Genomic DNA, 21,568 nt, shown 5'->3' on the forward strand with positions numbered 1-21,568 from the left:
TTGTATGATTATGATCATTGCTTTAGCTTTTATTATTACTTCTGCTTTCCAATATTACTCCTATTATAGAAATAATAGAAAGGAAAAAAAAGTTGATGATTTTTTAATTACAATAATCGTTATTTTAATTTACATATTGATTTATCCTTTTTTAGGCTACATCCTTTTAGCAAAATATAACTATTATAACATGCCTTACACTTTTCAAGTTATTATTATTGGAGGCATAGGAATATTTTTGGCACTAATCACCCATTTTTTTTGGTATTTAGAAAAAAGAAAACTTGCATAACACTCTTATAAAATACATCCCCAAAGAAGCAATTCCATTAGTTGAATATTTAATTATTGAGCATAAAATCAATTTGAAAATAGTAAGTGAACGCCAAACCAAACATGGTGATTTTCGTCGCTTACCAAATGGTCACATGCAAATTACAGTAAACAACAACTTAAACCCTTATCAATTTTTACTGACGTTAATTCATGAAATTGCACATCATGTTACGTATCAAAAATTTGGAAGAGTACAACCTCATGGTGAAGAATGGAAAACAGTTTTTCAACATTTAATGTTACCTTTTTTACAGCCAGAAATTTATCCAAAAAATATTCTGCCATATTTAGCCAATTATTTAAAAAATCCTAAAGCCAGTACAGATACCGATACAAACTTATCGTTAGCTCTACGAGGAGGTAAAGCAGAAAATGGAAAGCATTTTATATTTGAAGTTCCTGTAGGGAGTGTTTTTAAATTTAAAAATATTTTATATAAGAGAGGAAATAAACGAAGAACTCGTTATGAATGCTTAAATTTAAACAATAAAAAAACCTACTTATTCAATCAAAACGCAGAAATTGAATTAATAAAAACTTAAAATTCTTATGAATACTAATTATTACGCAGTAATTATGGCTGGTGGCGTAGGTTCTCGTCTTTGGCCTGTAAGTACAGAAAACAATCCTAAACAATTTCATGATTTATTAGGAACTGGAGAATCTTTATTACAAAAAACCTTTTACAGGATCAATCAATTAGTTCCTTCTAAGAATATTTTAATTGCTACGAATCAACGTTATAAAGAATTAATATTAAAACAACTTCCTGAGATTAGCTCAGAACAACTACTTCTTGAACCTACAATGCGCAACACAGCTCCTTGTATTTTATATGCTGCATTAAAAATCCGTCAGCAAAATGAAAATGCTGTGATGTTAGTAGCCCCATCAGATCACTGGATAGAAAACGAAACCGAATTCCTTAAAAACATAGAAACTTCTTTTAACGCTTGCTCAAAGGAAGACATATTAATGACGCTAGGAATACAACCGAATCACCCAAATACGGGGTATGGCTATATTCAATTTGAAGAAAATGCTTCTGAAATAAAAAAGGTACAAACGTTTACCGAAAAACCTAATCTAGAAAAAGCTACTCAGTTTTTAGCGAGTGGCGACTATTTATGGAATGCTGGTATTTTTGTTTGGTCTGTTTCTAGCATTTTACATTCCTTTAAAAAACATCTTCCTGAAATGGTAAACATTTTAGAAACCGAAGATAACGTGTACAACACTAATTTCGAAGATGATTTTATTAAAAGTAACTACGAGAAGTGCGAGAATATTTCTATCGACTTCGGAATTATGGAACGCTCTGAAAAGGTACACGTACTCCCTGTAGATTTTGGTTGGGATGATTTAGGTACTTGGGGTTCTTTATATAACAAACTTGATAAAGACACTCATCAAAACGCAACAGTTGGAGCTACAACTATTTTTAAAGATGCCAACGGGAATATGGTTAGTACTAAAAATGGCAAAAAAGTAGTAGTTCAAGGATTACAAGATTTTATTATTGTAGAAAAAGATGATGTATTAGTTATTTGTCCACGTAAAGACGAACAAGACATTAAGCAACTTCGAAAAGAGGCTAAAGATACTTTTGGAGAAAAGTATGTGTAAAATTCCTCTTACTTTGCATCTTAAAAAAACGCTATAAAAATGGATCGAAATTATATCGATGGTACTCTTGTTACTTTTTTAAAAGTATTTATAATTATACCACTTGGAACCACTTATTTTGCTCTTACTGGCTATATAGGAGTTAAAAACCCTAGAATCGACTATTTTATCTTTGCTTTTTTCTATGGTTTGTTCTCTTCTCTTTTAATCAAATACATTATAGATTCTAACAAAAGACGTTTCATTTATGATATTAAGCATAAAAAAATAAAACCTATTTTAAGTTTTAAATATACTAAAAGTGAATGGGTGCTTTTTATTCAAGAAAACCTAACTAAGAGAAAGAAAAAACACGCTATAGTTGTTTTGTGTATTTTCCTGGTTTCCACCCCCTTAATATATTGGGGTCATACCTTAAAAAATGATGGTGAATTTGTTTTAGCCATAGGTTACAACTTATTAATGATTTCTCTTTTTTGGGGAATATTCTCTTACCAATTTTTAATTTTTCCTTTAAAACATGCTTTAGACTGTCACGCAAGAGAGATTCAATGCTTTAAATACGGTATAGTTCTCATGAACGAACACTATATTATTAAGACTTTTAGTTATGTAAAAAACGTATTGTTAAACAAAAATTATAATAAACATAGTATTTGTTTTACAGATGAAACTAGAGGTACTAGCATTGAAGGGTACGATGCCAATAGAATTATGACGTTCACATTACCAATACCAAAAGAACAAAAAGAAAATTCAAAAAAAATATATGCTGCCGTTTTTAGAACTTTATTAACAAGCAAATAACGTTATTTTGTTTTTACTCTTCTTATTTCTTCCAACACCAAAGAATTAAATATTTCCTCTTCACTTATAAAATGACTCTTAATAGAGATATAATTAAGATTATCAACCTTTCCTTCTAAACGCATATAATCCTTTTCGGTAGTTAGTATAATTTTTTCTTGAGATTGCAATTCATCAAAGTTTTTCTTAATAGTTGTAATATCCTGATTCGTGAAATTATGATGGTCAGGAAAGTTTAGATGCTTGAAACTTACTTTCTTTTCTTTCAAAAAATTCAATAAAGGAGTCGGATTCGCAATTCCTGTTACTAACAAAACTTCTTTATCCTGCAAATCATCAATTGTTAACCCTTTTGTTCCTTTTAAATTCTCATCATACACAATCGTTGTAAAGAATGCTTTTTGATTTGGTTTCGGATTGAGTTTTCGTACTATCTTTTCTTGTTCTGTCTTCGATAAATTCTTAGGACATTTCGTAACCACAATCACACTAGCCCGTTTAGCCCCTCTCCTACTTTCTCGCAAATTCCCTGTAGGCAATACAAAATCATCTACAAATAAATCGTTGTACTTGGTTAGTAAAATATAACTACTCGCTGTTACTTTTCTGTGTTGATAGGCATCGTCCAACAACACAACTTCTGGTAGATTCTTATGTTGCAATAACTGTTGAATTCCGTTTGTTCTATCAGCATCCACAGCCACGGTAATATCTTCTTTGAACTTTTTATAAAACTGTAAGGGTTCATCTCCTACATCTTCTGCCGTATGTGCATCATTTACTAACTGAAAACCTTCCGTTTTACGTTTATATCCACGACTTAAAACTGCAATTCTATAATTATCTTTTAGTAAACGTATTAAATATTCTATCTGAGGAGATTTTCCTGTTCCACCAACACTTAAATTACCAACAGCAATTACAGGAATATCAAAAGAAGTAGATTTTAAAATACCTACATTAAAAAACCAATTACGAACTCTCGTAATTACATCATACAAAACAGCAAACGGAAATAATAAAAATCGAAGTAGCTTCATTACATCAAAAGTAATAATTTAAGCATTAATCTACAGGATACTTTTATTTTCATTTTTCTACTTTGTAACTTTGCTATATTAATACTTTGAAAATTACCCAAATGCAAATAAAAGACGTTACCAACTACATTGAACAACTAGCTCCGCTTTCGTATGCCGAAGATTTTGACAATGTAGGCTTATTAATAGGAAACTACACTACTGAAGTAACTGGAGTTTTAGTTACACTTGACACGCTTGAGGAAACTGTAGATGAAGCCATTGCTAACAACTGTAATCTTATTGTAAGCTTTCATCCAATTGTATTCAGCGGATTGAAAAAAATAAACGGTAACAATTATGTAGAACGTGTTGTATTGAAGGCTATTCAGAATAATATTGCTATTTATGCTACACATACAGCTCTGGATAATGTAAACAATGGTGTTTCTGCTAAAATGGGAGAAGTTTTAGGCTTAGAAAACATGAAAACTTTGATTCCTAAAAAAGGAATCATAAAAAAACTAACTACTTATGTTCCTTTTGCAGAAGCTAATAATCTTCGTGAAAAATTATTTGAAACTGGTGCAGGTAATATTGGTAATTATGATAACTGTTCTTTTAATGTAGAAGGAAAAGGAAGCTACAGAGGAAACGAAAACTCAAATCCGACTGTTGGTGAAAAGGGTAAATTGATGTTTGAAGAGGAAACCTGCATTACAGTAACATTCGATTCTTATTTAGAAGGAAAAATACTTTCCGCTCTCTTTAAAAACCATCCTTATGAAGAGGTTGCCTACGAAGTTATTACGCTGGATAACCCAAACCAAAACGTAGGTATGGGAATGATTGGAGAACTACCTTCGGCGATGAATGAAAAAGACTTTTTATTATTTGTAAAAGAAACCTTTAAAACTGGTTGTGTACGACACTCAGAATTACTTGATAAGCCTATTAAAAAAGTAGCTGTACTAGGGGGCTCAGGAAGTTTTGCTATTAAAAATGCTATACGAGCAGGTGCAGATGCCTATATAAGTGCTGATTTTAAATACCATGAATTTTTTAAAGCTGAAAAAAGAATCTTACTTGCAGATGTAGGACATTATGAAAGCGAGCAGTTTACAAAAAACCTTTTAGTTGATTATCTTAGCAAAAAATTTAGTACTTTTGCAATTATTTTAAGCGAAAAGAGTACAAATCCAATACACTATATTTAACAGATGGCAAAAAAAGAAGTAACGGTAGAAGAAAAATTAAGAGCGTTATACGATTTACAGTTAATCGATTCTAGAATTGACGAGATTAGAAACGTTCGCGGTGAATTACCTTTAGAAGTTGAAGATTTAGAAGATGAAGTTGCCGGATTAAACAAGAGACTTTCTAATTTAGCTGAGGATGTTAAAAATTTAGAAACTGACATTAGTAACAAAAAGTTAGCAATTGAAGAATCTAAAAACTTAATTACTAAATACGAAGAACAACAAAAAAATGTTCGTAATAACCGTGAATTCGACTCTTTATCTAAAGAAATTGAGTACCAAGAGCTAGAAATTCAATTATCTGAAAAGAGAATTAAAGAATACAAAGCTAAAATTGCTCAAAAGAAAGAGGTTATTGATAACACCAAAGAAAAATTAGCTAAGCAAGAAGCACATTTAGCTCACAAAAAAGGTGAATTAGATGCTATCTTAAAAGAGACTGAGAAAGAAGAGCAATTATTAAAAGAAAAGTCTGAAGAGTTTTCTCAATCTATTGACAAGCACTTATTAACGGCATACAAAAGAATTAGAACTAAAGTAAGAAACGGTTTAGCTGTTGTTGCTATTGAGCGTGGAGCTGCAGGAGGTTCTTTCTTCACTATTCCACCACAGGTACAATTAGAGATTGCTAACCGTAAGAAAATTACAATTGACGAGCACAGTGGTCGTATTTTAGTAGATCCAGCTTTAGCACAAGAAGAAAAAGAAAAAATAGACAACTTATTTGCTTAATATTTTTCTTAAAGTATATACAAAAGCCTCCAAAAATTTGGAGGCTTTTTTATTGCTATCAGTTTTGATTATAAAATTAGTGACAATTAAAAATCAAAGCTCCTCACTTTTCACCTAACGTTACATTTTCGTATCTTGCATTCTGCTTATGATACAATTTATATTAAATAATCAGGTAATAAAAACTACAGCAAACGCTGGTATTACCCTACTCGATTTTATTCGAGAACATCAACAGTTAAAAGGTACAAAAATAGGATGTCGTGAAGGTGATTGTGGTGCTTGTACCGTTCTAATCGGTGAACAAAAAAACGGTAGCCTTAACTATCAAAGTATAACTTCGTGTATTTCTCCTTTAGGGAATGCTAACGGAAAACATATCGTTACGGTAGAAGGTATCAATTTACCAAAAGAACTGAATACCGTTCAAAAAGCAATGGCCGATAATTATGCGACACAATGTGGTTTTTGTACACCAGGGTTTGTGGTTTCTATGACTGGTTATGCTCTTGACAACAACCAAACAACTTCTTGTAACGATGCTGTCAGCGGAAACATTTGTCGTTGCACAGGGTATAAATCGATTGAAAAAGCTGGTTTTGAAATAGAACAAAAACTGCAACAGAAAGATAAAAACCATCAAATTGATTGGCTAATCAAAGAGGGGTTTATTCCTAATTATTTTGAAACTATCCCTGAAAAATTAGCACAAATACAACCAAAAACCTTTGAAAAAACGGGAATAAAAGTAGCTAACGGAACCGATATTTATGTACAGCATGCTGATAAAATGGCGGAAGAAGATGTACATTTATTAACCGATAAAAACGCTTTAAAAGAAATTTCTTTTACCGAAGGATTTTGTACACTAGGAGCTAATACAACAGTGACCGAAATAGCAGAAAGCAAACAATTACAAACCCTCTTTCCTAAACTCAAACAATTTTTGAAACTTGTTTCTTCTGAGCAAATCAGAAACATGGGAACCATCGGTGGTAACTTTGTAAACGCGTCACCTATTGGCGATATGTCTATTTTCTTTTTAGCATTAAACTCAATGGTAACCATTCAAAAAGAAGATGGAAGTACGCGACAAATTCCATTTCAAGAATTTCATCAAAACTATAAAAAGTATGATTTGCACCAAGGTGAAATCTTACAATCAATACAATTCAAAGTTCCACAAGCAGAAGACTTTTTTAATTTTGAGAAAGTAAGTAAACGAACACATTTAGACATTGCTAGTGTAAATTCCGCAGGAAGAGTTACACTAAAAAATAATATAATTACAGATGCTCATTTTTCTTTAGGAGGTGTCGCAGCTATTCCAAAATATTTATCCAGTACCAACGCTTTTTTAATCGGAAAAACAATCAATTCTGAAACTATAAAAGAAGCAGAAACAGTTTTACAATCAGAAATTTCGCCTATTAGCGATGTTCGTGGAACTGCTGACTATAAGCGATTGTTGGCAAGACAATTATTTTTTGCTCACTTTTTAGAACTATTCCCAAATCATGTAGAACTTAAAAAATTGATTGCCTAATGAAAACGATGAAGAACATAGACAGTTTTACACATGTTAGAGGAGAATCGTTATTTGTTGACGATTTAATGCTGAGACAGGATACCTTATTCGGCTTGGTGTTCGACTCGCCAAAAGCGCATGGAAAAATCAAATCGGTAGATTATTCAAAAGCAGAAGCACTAGAAGGTGTAATAAAAATATTCACCTATAAAGATGTCTTAGGAGAAAATCAAATTGGAGGCATCATTCCCGATGAACCCTTATGGGCAGAAGATGAAGTCCATTTTTGGGGACAACCGATTGCTTTTATTGTTGCAAAAAGTGAAGCTATTGCTAAAAAAGCGAGAACTTTAATTACCATAGATATTGAAGAACTTCCTGTAATCACAACCGCTAAAGAAGCCAAAGAAAAAGGAAGCTTTATCAATGCTCCTCGTTCATTCAACTTAGGAAATACTCAAAACGCCTTTACTGAATGTGAATATGTATTTGAAGGCGAAACTTTTTCTAACGGACAAGAACATTTATACCTCGAAACACAAGGTTGTTATGCGGTTCCTCAAGAAAACGGGAATATAAAAATCACCTCATCTACGCAAGGTCCTACTGCTGTTCAAAAAACAGCAGCCAAGGTTTTAGGTATCCCAATGCATAAAATTGAAGTAGATGTAATCCGCTTAGGTGGTGGTTTTGGAGGTAAAGAAGACCAAGCAACTCCTTGGGCAGTTATGGCAGCTGTAGCTGTGCAACACTTAAACCGCCCAGTTAAATACATGCTGAATCGCCATGATGATTTACGTATGACTGGGAAACGTCATCCCTATTCCTCATTTTATAAAATAGGACTCACCAAAGACCTAAAAATTAAAGCTTTTGAAGCAGAGTTCTTACAAAATTCAGGTGCTGCGGCTGACTTATCACCTGCTATTGCTGAGAGAACTTTGTTTCATGCTACCAATAGCTATTTCGTTCCGAATGTACATACTACCGTGTATAGTTGTAAAACCAACTTACCTCCTAACACCGCTTTTCGTGGTTTTGGTGGTCCGCAAGGTATGTTTGTTATTGAAAGTGCTATTGCAGATGCCGCTGATAAAATCGGAATCAACAAAAGAAAAATACAAGAAGCAAATCTATTAGCTGAAAACGATGAGTTTTCTTACGGGCAAATTGCAACCGAAGTACAAGCACAAAATTCGTGGTTTAGTGCAAAAGAGCAATATCAACTTGAACAGCTAGAACAAGAAGTAGCTGACTTCAATAATAAGAACGACCGCTACAAAAAAGGAATTTCATTAATGCCTATTGCTTTTGGTATTTCGTTTACCAATACCCCGATGAACCATGCACGTGCTTTGGTACATATTTATCAAGATGGAAGTGTTGGTGTTTCCACAGGTGCCGTAGAAATGGGACAAAGTGTAAACACCAAAATATTACAAGTAGCACAAAGTATTTTAGGAATTTCGCCAGATAAAGTAAAACTAGAAACCACGAACACTACACGCGTTGCCAATACCTCACCTTCTGCAGCAAGTTCAACTGCCGACCTTAACGGAAAAGCAACTGAAATGGCTTGTAATTCGTTAGTTGAACGACTAACAGAAGTTGCCGCTGACATGCTCTCTACCAAAAAAGAAAATATCTCTTTTCAAGAAGATGCTGTTTTTGTAAATAATAAAAAATCAGAGCTAACATGGGAAGCTTTAATTGCTGAAGCGATGCTTCGTCGTGTGGCGCTATCTGAAAATGCACATTATGCTACACCAGTTATTCATTTTGATAAAACCAAAGAAAAAGGACATCCGTTTGCCTACCATGTATACGGTACTGCAATAACAACAGTTACTGTAGATTGTATCCGTGGTAATTATGAAATTGACAGCGTAAAAATTGTACACGACTTTGGTAAAAGTATGAATATGGGCATTGATTTAGGGCAAGTTGAAGGTGCTTTGGCACAAGGAATTGGTTGGATGACTCTAGAAGAAATCTCCTATAACAATGAAGGAAGATTATTATCGAATGCGTTGTCTACCTACAAGGTTCCTGATATTTTTTCAGCTCCCAAAACAGTTGAAACCATTCCGTTAAAAACTGAAGGGAATCAAATGGCTATTAAAAAATCGAAAGCGGTTGGTGAACCTCCATTAATGTATGGAATTGGGAGTTATTTTGCCATTCAGCAAGCTGTGAAAGCTTTCAATCCTAATTATAAATTAAAATTCCACGCTCCTTTTACACCCGAAAAAGTGTTGATAGGATTGTATGAAAAATAGAATGACATACGCAATAAACGAAAGTATTTTTGATACGTTTCCTAAATTAGAGAGTAACAGACTTTTATTTAGAGAATACACAAAGGCTGATGCCTCTGAACTATTTAACGTTAGAACTCATCCTCAAGTTTCTAAATACCTAGACTCTGAAGTTCCTCAATCTCCCAAAGACATTGAAAAAAGAATAGCACTTATTCAACAAGCTTTTAAAGATAGAAACGGAATTACTTGGGCTATTACGCACAAAGAAAACAATATTCTTATTGGTGATTTTGGAATATGGAGATTAGACAAACAAAACTTTAGAGGTGAAATAGGCTATGTATTAAACCCTGATTATTGGGGAAAAGGTTATATGAAAGAAGCTATGAACACCTTAATTCACTTTGCTTTTAACACATTCAACCTTCATAGTTTAGAAGCCAACATAAACCCTAAAAATCAAAATTCAAGAAGTATTCTTTTAAAATTAGGTTTTCAAAAAGAAGCCTATTTTAGAGAGAACTACTTTTATAACGGAAAGTTTTTAGACAGCGAAATTTACTCGTTATTAAAATCAGATTTCGTTTAATTAAAAATAGACAATATCAAACTACAATACACCAAACAGAATATATTTAGGGGTGCGTTAATTTATAGCATTGGAGATACCATTGCATCCCTTTTACTAAACGAGTTTTCAGTATACAGACTTCTCGGAATGGTACTTATTGGTGCTACTGTTTATGCTTTTGAAATACCCAATTATTTTAATTGGATAGAAAAAAAGACAGCCAACAATAGCGGACTCAAAAGAACTATAGCAAAAACAATATTAGCGATTGCGTACTTTAATCCACTTTGGATTTTTAGACATTTGCTGTTTATCAAATTATTTTCTGGGAATTTTGAACAAATAACCAGTAACTTATTCATTGTTGCTTGTTGGTCATTTTTAGTAAACATTCCTATTTCGTTTATCGCTAACTTTATCATTCAAAATAAAGTAAAACTCGATTGGCGTTTTTTAGCCAGTGCTATTTTTTCTGCACTAATGGCTATTTATTATGCCCTAAGCGAAACCATTTTTAAGTAAATTTTTATGACTTTTTGGCAACAACTACATACAAAACTTCAAAATAAGCAGAAGGTATACCTTCTAACGGTAATTGAAAACCTTGGCAGTTCTCCTGGTCGAAAAGGCTTTAAAATGTTAATTGCTGAAGATGGTTTTATTTTCGGTTCTGTAGGTGGTGGTGTTATGGAGTTTGCGCTCGTTGAAGAAGCAAAACAATTGTTGCAACAAGAGAATCCGCCAACATTCATCAAAAAACAAATCCATAAAGGAAATATCAAAGATGGTTCGGGTATGATTTGCTCTGGTGAACAAACTGTGGCCTTTCATTGCTTAGACTCTAAACATATTTCAATAATTTCAACTATTATTTCTTCTTTACAACACGGTAAAAAAGGAATATTACATTTATCTCCTACCCTATTTGATTTTACTTCTCATACTCTAGATAATCAATTTGAATATACCATCAACTCAAAAGAAGATTGGTACTTTAAAGAACATATTGGTTTTAAAGAAACCTTATACATTGTTGGTGGTGGACATGTAGGCGTTGCTGTTTCTGAACTCTTTGTTAAACTTGGTTTCTATGTAGTTGTTTTTGACAATCGAGAAAACCTCAACACTTTAGAAAACAACCAAACTGCTCATAAAAAACAGGTTATTGATTATAACGATATTGAAAACTACATAGAAGAATCTTCTTCAAGCTATGTAGCTATTATGACCAATAAATATACTGATGACAAGTTGGTATTGAGTAAACTCCTTAAAAATAACTATCAATTTTTAGGAGTTTTAGGTAGCAAAGCAAAGTTGCAAACGATGTGGGAAGTTTTACAAAATGAAGGATTTACTCAAGAAGAATTAAACAAAGTTCACGCACCTATAGGGCTTTCTATAAAAAGTGAAACCCCTGAGGAAATAGCGGTAAGTATTGCGGCACAAATTATTCAAATTAAAAACACCTAAACGAATAATGAATCAACCTAATGAATATAAAACCTTTTTAACAAGCGTTTTTAATCGTTATGCTACGGTGAGCGACGATTCCATTTCTTCTTTGTTTTCAGCTGCAAAAATTCATGATTTAAAAAAAGGAACCACTCTATTACCTTTTGGTAAAATATCAAAACACGTTCATATTCTTTACAAAGGTGCTGTAGTTTCGTGTTTTTTACATAAAGATGGTACGTTATACCACAAAAACATTTTTTTACCAGAGAGTTTTGTAGGTTCTGTAGTATCGTCACTTACTAATACACCTTCTCAGTTTTCTCTGGAAGTTATAGAAGACTCTACAATTATTAGTTTTCCGTATGATGTATACAGACAACTTATTAGAGAAAACCAAGATTTACAAAACTTCTATATTGCTTATCTTGAAAAAAATTGGGTAATTGATAAAGAAAAACGAGAAATTGATATTGTTTTAAAAGAAGCTAAAGAACGTTATCTCGATTTTGTAAAGGCTAATCCAAACATAGAAAATAGAATACCCTTACACTATATTGCCTCTCACTTAGGTATCACTCCTACTCAATTAAGCCGAATACGTAAGAGCATAAAAAAAACTGTATAGCAATCAACATATGTAAAGAAAAAGGTGTTATTTCCTTTCCATCTTTGCAGTATGAAAATATTCTTTTTATACTTTTTGGCCTTTATTGGTGGGGTTTCACTAGCTGTTCAAGCAGGATTTAACACACAATTAGGTGCTATTGTAAAGCAACCTATTATTGCTGTTATAGCCACCTCTATAGCTAGTGCTATTTTTGGGTGCTTATTCATCTTTCTATTCAAAGAAGAAAGTATTCAACTAACTATAGCGCAACAAGTACCTTGGTATTTATGGTTTATTGGCGGGCTTTTTAGCATGATTGGTATTTCTCTTTATTTTTACACCATACCAAAGCTAGGAATTTCAAAAATGATTGCTTTTGGCTTATGTGGTCAATTGATTTTTTCGTTATTCGCAGGAAAATTTGGTTGGTTAAACCTACCTGTTGAGCCTATAACTACCAAAAAATGTATTGGAATTATTTTCATGGCAATTAGTATTCTTTTAATCAACTCAAAATGAAAAAAATAGTATCAAATATTAATAATTTAACCTCTTTATGGAAAACTGCTGCGGCTCCATATCAAGGCTATCATAAAGAAACATCTTTTGAAAGCGCTTATATTGAAAATACCCAATGGCCTAATAGAATTTGGACTAACCTCTCTCCTTCTGAAAACCAACTAAAAGAAGTACAGCAACAAATGTTAGGAGAAGATAAGTATTTTACATTTTCTTTATTTACACTATCAAGTCAAGAAAATAATATGGAACTTGATGCTAAAATTCAGTTAAAGTCTACACAATATGGAATGAGTTTAGAACTAAAAGAAAAGTTCGAAACGCAAAGACAGATCGATTTTAAAAGAGTAGAAAACACAGAAGAAGCTAACATTTGGAGCAACGCTTTTTTTAAAGCCTTTAATTACGAAATAAGCACAGCAACCATTTTAAAAACTAAAGAAATCATCCCCTACTATCTTGTTTATTTTGAACAAGAACTTGTTGGAACCGTAATTTTATACACCACAAATACGATTGCTGGTTTGCACAGCTTAGGTATTATACCAGAAAAAAGAAAACAAGGTTTTGCTACCGAAATTATGCGTCACACATTGAATAAAGCTATTGACAACAACTTATCCTTAGCTACGTTGCAAGCCTCTGAAATGGCTAAAGAAATGTATTTAAAACTAGGATTTTCTTTAGACTTTTTAATGGAGAACTATATACTCAATACAACAAACTAACAATTTTCTACACAATACGAATATTTTATCTTTTTTTGTTGTTTGGTGTTACTCCCTTTAAGCTGGAAACATCACTCCCCTTACCGAGGGAGTGTTACTCCCCTTAGGCAGGAAGTGTTGACCCGATAAAAAAGTTGCACTTTTTTATCTTACTTTTTTATATTTGGAGGAGTAAAAATTGCTATACCTTCTAATTATTCTACTATTTAAGGCTGTTTTAGTGATTTTATTACAGATATATAACTAGTTGGCAATAATTAAAAAATGAGAAAGATAACTTTAATATTACTGATATTTTCATCATATACAAGTTTTGCATGTAGCTGTTCTCAACTGAGATTAACTAATACACTTTCAGGAATTGAATTTGTTGGAATTATAAAGTTCACCTCTTTAAAAAAAATAGAAAAATTTGAAGGAATTTATAAAGCTGAATATAAAGTTAAAGAACAGTTTATAGGAAATGAAAATGCTGAATTATTTATTGAAAGTCAAGAAGGAAGTTCTTGTGGTTTCTTACCAGAATTGAACTCTGAATATTTCATTTTTGCTTACCAAAATGAACTGGGATTTCTTGCAACTTCATTTTGTTTAGCTAGGAATATTCCAAACAAAGAAATTCTATCTATTTTAAGAGAAATTACTCAAAAAAGAATTTATCAGCAAACAACTCGGAATATAAGGCAGTTAACCAAAGAAAAACTAAACTCAAATCTTTTTGAGCAAAATATTAATGGAGCATTCATTTATGAAGCTATTTTAGATTCCAATTTTAAAGTTAAAAGGATTAAACCATTTAACCTTAACGCTAGAAAAAACTTCAATGAGAAAATAAAACAAGAATTGAACAACAAGTTTGAATACAAAAGAATGAATGAAGATTTGAAAATGAAAGAGAAAAATTTTAAAATATTTATTATTTTGAATTGGAATAAAAATTATGAAGGGAAATTAGTAGTTGAGCCTACAAAGGTTTAAACAACTATTACCAACAATGTATTATATTAATTAACTCAACAAACCCCTATAAATAAAGAGGGTTAATGGATTTAATTAAAAAAGGTACAACATAGGTATAACATTTTAACCTATAATTAGAAGTGATCTAAAGGTATAAAAAAACCGCTTCTAAATTAATAGAAACGATTTTCAAAATGTATTTAAACTTAAAGTTATTAAGCAGCCGTACCAGAGCCTAAATACACACTATTTGATACTTGACTACCATCTGCAGAAACAAACGCCATAAATAGCTCTACTGTGTCTCCTGCATAGGTATTTGGAATTGTTACCGATTGAGAACCTGCTGTTCTGTCTGCACCATCTAAAATATAAACAGATTCTTTTTTACTTGGATTGTAAACCAACACCATTACTTTATCCGTTGCATTTGCGTTACCCTCTGCCGAGTTATCTCCCCAACCAAAATCCACTTGTCCTGGTGTTGCTAAATCTGTTGTACCATTTAAAACACCTGATAAAGAACCTCTACTTAAAAGAGCTAATGAATAATCTATCGTAAAGTTAGGTGCCGTACCTCCTACCGCATTATTTAACACATAAGACATTGCTGCATTAAACTCTGTTTTTTTTGTTGCAAAAGACTTGTAACCAATTTTTACAAAATCTTTGTTTGCTTGTAAGTATTCCAACGTGATAGTAAATTTATTACGTTGATTTACTTGCCCTTCAGTTCTTGGGTTTGCTACACTAGATGGTTTTATTCTGATATAGTCAATACCTTTCCAATTACCACCTATAACATTACCTACTTTACCTGATAATCCTCCTAAAATACCTTGTGAAATCTTTCCCATTTTTATTACTATTTAAAATTAATACTTGTTCGGACTTGGTACGGACTTGACATTGCTTTTAAGCCTTGTTTTCATTACTAATATAACGAGAATTATGCCATTTTGTTACTGTTTTAGGCTTGTGAGATGCCTTTGCATTAAGCTTCTTTTGTTTGCATTAGTTTGAAACAATTACGAATGTATGCAACCTTTAAAACTGCCATTTTATCAATGACATTTTGTAGCTCCTTTTCTTTTTTACTGATAACCTCAACCGCTTTAATATGCTTTTGCATCTGGTCGTTTATGTTTAAAGTAGATTTTAAACTTTTTTTAAGCGTGTTTCTGCAATCATCTACAGAAATAAACGGAATAACACTACCCTTTAAATAATAAGCGTAAAAACCGCCTATTTGCAACATCATAGATAAATGAAAAAGCGTGTTTTTATCTGTTTCGGTTTTTGTGATTACTACAAAACAGTTAGGACAAGGATTTGAAAGAGGTTTTCCGCTGTTAAGTCCTTTGTTTAGGATAAAAAAATGAGGGTTCGAGTAGGTTCTTCCGATTTGGTGGGTTTTCAGTTCAAAAGTTGACATAGCTATCCAATTTAAAATTGCTTCGCTACGCTTCGCACCATTATTTTTTGAAAAGAAAAAAATGATAGCTTCTATTATTGTGGCGTGGATAAGGCTGTCAAGGTTTTTGGATAAAAGTTTTTTTGAGTAAAAATATTTGATAAAATAGAAAAGGCTATTAAAAAGTTTTATTTAAAACCCGCAGGGCTTGACCTTTATAGCCTTACGCGTTGGCTGTTGCAGCCACATACATTTGCTACTTTTTTTTATTTATTTTTTGTTGTTCTAAAACATTTAATATGTCTTGTTTTTTGTAAAAAACTCTGTTACCCATACGAATTGGATTTAAAATACCGTGTTTATTCCAAGAGTATATTGTTGCAAAACTTATCTTTAAGTAATCGGCTACTTCCTGTCTTGTAAGTATTTCATCATTTTTCTTTTTAGATAACTCTTTTAGGTAGTTTTCAATTTTAAGCATTAACTTATTTGCGACCTCATCTGCTAATTCCTCTACTGCAACTTCTGTGATTTGAATAGTTTTTGTAATCATCTTAATTTGTTTTTAGTTTATTGTTTTATACTTTTTGGGGTATAAACTCTTAAAAAAAATAGGTTATTGCAAAATTGAGCGTTGGATGTAGCGATTGTATGGGTAGCGTTTTAAATAGTTGTTTGATAAAACAGCATTTAAAAAAGCTACTTATACAGGACTTTTAGACAATAGCTTATTGCTTTTTTGAGGTACGATAAAAAGGAATATGCTATGGCGTAGCACTACACTTTATAAACCTATTTTTTTATAACCGCTGACTTGGGTGGTGGGGAAAAGTGGACTATGATATTTGTTAACGAAATGAAACAAACAAAGACTTGAGGTAAGGAATACTTGGACTTAACGATGGTTTTGTGCAGCTTGAATGAGATAACTAATTACTCTTTGTAGTTGTAAATTGAGCGTTGGAATAGCGGCTATTTTACATAATTAGGTTATAGACCCTGTAGTTTACGAAAGAGGGCTATAACTACCTGTTATGTAAACATAGCTTTGGGTAGTTTTTGGTATGAGCGTTGGCAACAGCTTTTTACTTTTTTATTGTACTTATTTATTAAAATATAAACGTTTAAATAAAACAAGTAATATGCTGTGTGAGACTTAGCAACCAAAAACTACAAGCGCATTGGCAAGCGGAACAAAATAAAAGACAGAGGGGTTTGAGATACGAAAAAACTGGGTTTTATTTTGTGGGGAGAATTATTTAATTGACTTACCTCCTCACTTTAAACCCTATTGATACCTTCTCTTCTCTGTAAAAATTATTATTTGAATTTAAAACAGAACCCTTTCTAAAAACAGTATCTCTAATTATCACTTTTTTTGCAGCAGAAGATTTATCCACACTAATTCCAATTCGTGTACCTGTCGATTTTTTCATTTTTTAAGTTTTTAAGTTTAGCTAATTCAATAATATCATTAAACTTACTGAAAGCTAAATATAACAAATCTGCGATAAAAAACAAATATTCTTTATTACTATTTGTCGCTAACCCTCCTTTAAAATTATCAACTGATAAAAAACCTAATACAATCCTACTGTCTTTTCCAGTAACAATCGAAATAGGAACTACTAAAGTACTATGATAATACTTGTGCCAATCTAAGTTTGGGTTTTTATATTGATGGTTCTCGTAAAGATCAGGTAATCTATCTTCCGAAAAATAAATATTTTGATAATTAGAATCCATTATAATTGAAAAAGCAGTATTATCATTAACTGAACAAGGGCTACAAATTGAGTCTGAGTTACGGCGTTTTTTAAAATTGACAGGATCTCTAAAATAAGTACGAACTAAAGGTTCATTTTCTTCGATTGAATCATTAAAATTTAACAATTTAATTGTAATTGAACAGTTATCATCTGTTATTTGACTGAAGTAAGATTGTAAATTAGTAGTAATATTGATTAGGAAGTAATCAAATTTATTAATTGCACTAATCAACTCGTCTTCTTTCAATACATCTTCATCTTTATCAATTATATCCTGCAACATGAAATCTAAATTCCTGTAATAATGTGTTACTATATGTGAACACTCACATATTTGATTTAGGATTATATCATGACGTTCTGTTTGCTCTTTTAAAAAACTATAATCAGCTGGTATTTGTGAATATTTTTTTAAACGGTTACTATAATAAATTACACTTATTAAAAACATAAAGAGTACAGAAGCTAACAAAAAAACTAAAATTGTTAAAATGTAATTGAAATCTTTATTCTCATTAGGATTTATATAATTATAAACTATTATACCAATGGTAATTATTAAACCTATTGAAGAAGACAGACCATAAATATGACTCCAGATATCTACAGGTGTATGAATTGTAAAGTATCTGGGCTTTTTTAGTTTCCTTGTATAAGGATTTCTATTTTTTTTATAAAAACTCATAACAAAAATTAATTTAAACTCTTTTCAAAATCATCGCAAAGTTGGTTTACTATATCTTCTGTTTCTTTAATGAAGAATTGACCTAATGTTTTACGATTTCTTCTGATGTATTTTTTATAGATTATTTCAAAGTCTTTATAGATTTCGTCTTCATCAAAAACGGTTTTAGTGCTTTTCATTTTGGCAATTAAACGAGCACCTTCCTTATTTACATATTCGAAAAAGGCTTCTATTTTATTTTGAAAATCTACTATTAAGGCTTCAATTTCTTCTTCTTCTTCATTACGTTTTTCTATCACTGCTAAAATATCAAACTTATACTGTTTACCACCGTAACTTGCTCCTGGTTCTTTTGCTATTGATTTTCTCTCGGGTTTATCTACTTCTTCTGGTGGTGCAACTATACCTATTCTGTTATCAAAATACACTTCAACATCATCTATTAACTCTGTTGTACCTGTTAATGAATTATATAATATACTATATCTATACCAAAACTCTGTAAAATATTCATCGCTATACTTATCATCAATTTCTATTACAAATGCTATTAGATTTAATATTTTGAAATATTTATTAATGTTATGCTTTAGCTTTTTAGCTTCGTCTGGTTGCTTTCTTACAAATTGGGTAATTGTGTTTTCTAAATCTAAAATAGGCTGAATATCTTCTTTTTTTCCTTGTTGATAGAGTTTAAAGGATTGAAAATGTTGTTTGAAGATATTATCTTGATTTAAGCCCTCGTATATTTCTTGTAATAGTTGTTCTTGCCCTAATGGATCAAAATCACTTACAACAACATTACTGAAATGCTCGAACGCCTGTTTTATATTATTAACGTTTACATTCTTGTAAGACAAGTCAATAATTTTACAATCCTTTTTATACTTACCTGCTGTTCTATTAACTCTTGAAATTGTTTGTATCGCATTGATACCGCTAATCTCTTTATCTAAAAATAAGGTATGTAATTTAGGTTCATCAAAACCTGTTTGTAATTTGTCTACTACTATGATTAAACCATTTTTTTTGATAGCAAAATTTTGCAACACTTTAGCTTCTGATAAACTACCATTTAACGTTGTTGCGCTTTCATACTTTTGACCATCTGAACTATACACTATATAGATTGGTGCATCTTTAAAACGTTCATATTTCTTTTCTTCTACTAATTCATTAAAATACTGCTGTATATACTTACGATATTTTATAGCTGCTTTAATAGAAGAAGCTGCAAACATTGCTTTTGCTGTACCACGAATATTGTGATAAACCGCAGTTACTAATCGTTTGGCAACAAACTTTGAAATAGCTTCAATACGTTCTTCGTTCTCGTAAATGTTCTTTTTACTAATTCTGTATTTTTTGCCATTAGCATCAACACCAGCATCTGGATTATCAGGTAACGATTGCTCATAGTATCCTGTATCTCCCTCAAAACCTTCTGTTGCATCATCTGGCTTTTCAAAATACATTTTAGCTGATACCGGAACAATACCTTTAATTGGATTTAAAATATAACCATCTTCAATAGCTTCTTTCATTGTATAACTATCGAACGGAACCCATATTTTTTCGGCTTCGGCATATTTATTATACTCCCCAAAACGTGCTAAAGTAACATCGCTTGGTGTAGCAGTAAAACCTATGATTAAGTTTTTCTTTTTGTATTCCTTTTTATACTCTTTATTAGAATCGAAACTGTTTTGTAACTCATCAAATAAGGATACCATTTCTTCGTGCTGTGTACCACTATTTGAACGGTGTATTTCATCAATTAAAAAAGCAATACGCAAAGTTGATAATGTCTTTACTACCTCATCATCTAAAAACTCTCTTATTGAATTGAACTTTTGAAGATTGACTACAACAATACGTTTATCTGTATTTAAGGCTTCTAAAAATGATTTTTTACTATTAGCCTCTATAAACATACTATTAGCAATATTCATATTATACATTTTACTATCTAACTGATCACGTAATTGCACCCTATCTACAACCAACATTATTTTATCATAGACAAACTCATCATTTTTACGTAAATCTTTCAACATTAAAGATGACCAACCTATGATGTTACTTTTACCAAAACCTGCTGCATATTGTAGTAGTAAAGAATAGACGTTTTTGTTGTTTTGGTACTTCTGTCTTTTAGTAATTAACTCTTCAATTTGTGAAGCTCCTAAACCTTTTTCAGTTAGTTGTTGACGTAGTTTATTTATGAAATAATCTGGCTCGTCTTCGTGTTCTAAAAACTCATCAATTTTGCTAATAATTTTATCTGCACCAAATTTTTGTTTTGGTCTTGGTGCTATTAGCCTACCATCATTATGCTTGTATTCTTTTTGTTTTCCTTTTTCTGATTTTACTAATTCACGCTCAATAAAGTTGTAATACAATATCTCGCGCTCTATCATTTTTTTGCCATACAATGCTTTAAAAACTTCTTCAAAGCGTTCTTGTTTGTTGGCTTCTCTGTTTAGTACTGGATATGATTTTAAATCGTAAGTTACTTTAGTTTTATACTCTTCAAAATCAAAGGATTTATCTTCAACTTTAGCTTTTATGGTATCAAAGTGATTACCTATGTTTCTAATGATAAACGTATCTTGAACATCTGTAGTTGTTATATGTATTGCCTTTTCAAATATTTTTAAAAAGTCTTTGCGAATGCTTTTATCTACATCATTACCATCTGCTATTTCTAAATAATTAGTTACTGCTTTTTGATAGTCGTTAGCTATTTTGGTTTTACCATCTTTACTAGCTGTTTGATTATTGTAGTTTGATTTAAGCTCTGAATAGCCTAAAAATATACCATTGACAAAAAAGGTAATATCTGGTCTAAAACTAAACTGTTTTTTACCTTGATAATGGTACATATATGGCAACTCTTGTACTACAGAAAATATATTTTCTTCAAATAATTTATCTCCGTGCGTTATACTGCCACTTGGATAAAAGAGATTAATTTTTACCCCTTTGAATGTGACGGATTTATTATTATTAATAAATAATGCCATATTCATAGATTCTCCAATACGTTTGTTTAAAAACTCTTGAAATTCTTGAAGTAGCTCTTTTTCGTTATTATCAAACTTCTTTAATAATGTTCTGTACGCTTTTTTATTTAAAGTAGTTTCGCTGATGAACCCTTTTAAATCTTCAACAACAAAATGAAGTTTTGATACTGTATTTGCTTTTACTTCTTTATACCCTAAACCATTGGTCGGATTGGTAAAGAAACTCATTAAGTATTTATCTTGTAGTATTAGTTCGTCCATTG

At 31.5% G+C, this 21,568-nt stretch carries 22 protein-coding genes; 15 read left to right on the plus strand and 7 right to left on the minus strand.

Annotated elements, in window-relative coordinates; genetic code table 11:
* Positions 1-4 precede the first annotated feature (4 nt).
* From ACXIHB_RS04670 to ACXIHB_RS04685, 4 genes are read left to right on the plus strand one after another with little or no spacing between them, the layout of a single operon-like run.
* Positions 5-292, plus strand: a complete 288-nt coding sequence (locus ACXIHB_RS04670; RefSeq protein WP_462099036.1) for a hypothetical protein — start codon at positions 5-7, stop codon at positions 290-292.
* Entirely contained in the window at positions 285-878 is a 594-nt protein-coding gene (locus ACXIHB_RS04675; protein WP_462099037.1) for a SprT-like domain-containing protein, read from the plus strand. Before ACXIHB_RS04670 ends, ACXIHB_RS04675 begins: the two co-directional genes overlap by 8 nt.
* A 7-nt stretch (positions 879-885) precedes the next feature.
* A complete protein-coding gene (locus tag ACXIHB_RS04680) occupies positions 886-1,962 on the plus strand; it encodes a mannose-1-phosphate guanylyltransferase (protein WP_462099038.1) in 1,077 nt (358 codons plus the stop codon).
* 39 nt (positions 1,963-2,001) lie between these two features.
* Positions 2,002-2,769 carry a hypothetical protein gene (locus tag ACXIHB_RS04685; RefSeq protein ID WP_462099039.1) on the plus strand — a complete coding sequence of 256 codons (768 nt, stop codon included), beginning with the start codon at positions 2,002-2,004 and terminating at the stop codon, positions 2,767-2,769.
* A gap of 2 nt (positions 2,770-2,771) precedes the next feature.
* On the opposite strand, the gene lpxK is transcribed toward ACXIHB_RS04685, so the two are convergent.
* The gene (gene lpxK, locus ACXIHB_RS04690; RefSeq protein WP_462099040.1) at positions 2,772-3,809 is read right to left on the minus strand and encodes a tetraacyldisaccharide 4'-kinase; all 1,038 of its coding nucleotides are present in this window, start codon (positions 3,807-3,809) and stop codon (positions 2,772-2,774) included.
* A gap of 101 nt (positions 3,810-3,910) precedes the next feature.
* On the opposite strand from lpxK, the gene ACXIHB_RS04695 reads away from it, so the two are divergent.
* The 11 genes from ACXIHB_RS04695 (at position 3,911) to ACXIHB_RS04745 (ending at position 14,429) form a co-directional block, all read left to right on the plus strand.
* The gene (locus ACXIHB_RS04695; protein ID WP_462099041.1) at positions 3,911-5,005 is read left to right on the plus strand and encodes a Nif3-like dinuclear metal center hexameric protein; all 1,095 of its coding nucleotides are present in this window, start codon (positions 3,911-3,913) and stop codon (positions 5,003-5,005) included.
* A gap of 3 nt (positions 5,006-5,008) precedes the next feature.
* Positions 5,009-5,779 carry a zinc ribbon domain-containing protein gene (locus ACXIHB_RS04700; RefSeq protein WP_173361080.1) on the plus strand — a complete coding sequence of 257 codons (771 nt, stop codon included), beginning with the start codon at positions 5,009-5,011 and terminating at the stop codon, positions 5,777-5,779.
* A gap of 148 nt (positions 5,780-5,927) precedes the next feature.
* Positions 5,928-7,325, plus strand: coding sequence for an FAD binding domain-containing protein (locus ACXIHB_RS04705; protein ID WP_462099042.1), 1,398 nt, complete (start codon positions 5,928-5,930; stop codon positions 7,323-7,325).
* 8 nt (positions 7,326-7,333) lie between these two features.
* Positions 7,334-9,586, plus strand: coding sequence for a xanthine dehydrogenase molybdopterin binding subunit (locus ACXIHB_RS04710; protein WP_462099043.1), 2,253 nt, complete (start codon positions 7,334-7,336; stop codon positions 9,584-9,586).
* Between the two features lies 1 nt (position 9,587).
* Positions 9,588-10,157 carry a GNAT family N-acetyltransferase gene (locus ACXIHB_RS04715; protein ID WP_462099044.1) on the plus strand — a complete coding sequence of 190 codons (570 nt, stop codon included), beginning with the start codon at positions 9,588-9,590 and terminating at the stop codon, positions 10,155-10,157.
* Positions 10,158-10,286: 129 nt separating this feature from the next.
* The gene (locus ACXIHB_RS04720) at positions 10,287-10,661 is read left to right on the plus strand and encodes a hypothetical protein (RefSeq protein ID WP_462099045.1); all 375 of its coding nucleotides are present in this window, start codon (positions 10,287-10,289) and stop codon (positions 10,659-10,661) included.
* Between the two features lie 6 nt (positions 10,662-10,667).
* The gene (locus ACXIHB_RS04725; protein WP_394421613.1) at positions 10,668-11,612 is read left to right on the plus strand and encodes an XdhC family protein; all 945 of its coding nucleotides are present in this window, start codon (positions 10,668-10,670) and stop codon (positions 11,610-11,612) included.
* Positions 11,613-11,619: 7 nt separating this feature from the next.
* A complete protein-coding gene (locus ACXIHB_RS04730) occupies positions 11,620-12,222 on the plus strand; it encodes a Crp/Fnr family transcriptional regulator (protein ID WP_462099046.1) in 603 nt (200 codons plus the stop codon).
* 51 nt (positions 12,223-12,273) lie between these two features.
* Entirely contained in the window at positions 12,274-12,723 is a 450-nt protein-coding gene (locus ACXIHB_RS04735; protein WP_047789591.1) for a DMT family transporter, read from the plus strand.
* Positions 12,720-13,451, plus strand: coding sequence for a GNAT family N-acetyltransferase (locus ACXIHB_RS04740; protein ID WP_462099047.1), 732 nt, complete (start codon positions 12,720-12,722; stop codon positions 13,449-13,451). The genes ACXIHB_RS04735 and ACXIHB_RS04740 overlap by 4 nt, the downstream gene beginning before the upstream one ends.
* A gap of 264 nt (positions 13,452-13,715) precedes the next feature.
* A complete protein-coding gene (locus ACXIHB_RS04745) occupies positions 13,716-14,429 on the plus strand; it encodes a hypothetical protein (protein WP_462099048.1) in 714 nt (237 codons plus the stop codon).
* Between the two features lie 197 nt (positions 14,430-14,626).
* Here the strand turns inward: ACXIHB_RS04745 and ACXIHB_RS04750 are convergent, their stop codons facing one another.
* From ACXIHB_RS04750 to ACXIHB_RS04775, 6 genes are all read right to left on the minus strand, one after another.
* Positions 14,627-15,268, minus strand: a complete 642-nt coding sequence (locus ACXIHB_RS04750; RefSeq protein WP_462099049.1) for a DUF6266 family protein — start codon at positions 15,266-15,268, stop codon at positions 14,627-14,629.
* A gap of 137 nt (positions 15,269-15,405) precedes the next feature.
* Positions 15,406-15,846, minus strand: a complete 441-nt coding sequence (locus ACXIHB_RS04755) for a DUF6943 family protein (protein WP_462099050.1) — start codon at positions 15,844-15,846, stop codon at positions 15,406-15,408.
* A 235-nt stretch (positions 15,847-16,081) separates the two neighbouring features.
* Positions 16,082-16,378, minus strand: a complete 297-nt coding sequence (locus tag ACXIHB_RS04760) for a helix-turn-helix transcriptional regulator (RefSeq protein WP_462099051.1) — start codon at positions 16,376-16,378, stop codon at positions 16,082-16,084.
* Between the two features lie 715 nt (positions 16,379-17,093).
* Entirely contained in the window at positions 17,094-17,261 is a 168-nt protein-coding gene (locus ACXIHB_RS04765) for a hypothetical protein (protein ID WP_462099052.1), read from the minus strand.
* On the minus strand, positions 17,227-18,279 hold the full coding sequence (locus ACXIHB_RS04770; RefSeq protein WP_462099053.1) for a hypothetical protein: 1,053 nt from the start codon (positions 18,277-18,279) through the stop codon (positions 17,227-17,229). Before ACXIHB_RS04770 ends, ACXIHB_RS04765 begins: the two co-directional genes overlap by 35 nt.
* Before the next feature lie 8 nt (positions 18,280-18,287).
* Complete coding sequence (locus tag ACXIHB_RS04775; RefSeq protein ID WP_462099054.1) at positions 18,288-21,566, minus strand: DEAD/DEAH box helicase family protein; 3,279 nt, start codon at positions 21,564-21,566, stop codon at positions 18,288-18,290.
* Positions 21,567-21,568: the final 2 nt, after the last annotated feature.

It is taken from the genome of Tenacibaculum sp. IMCC1 (assembly GCF_054906355.1).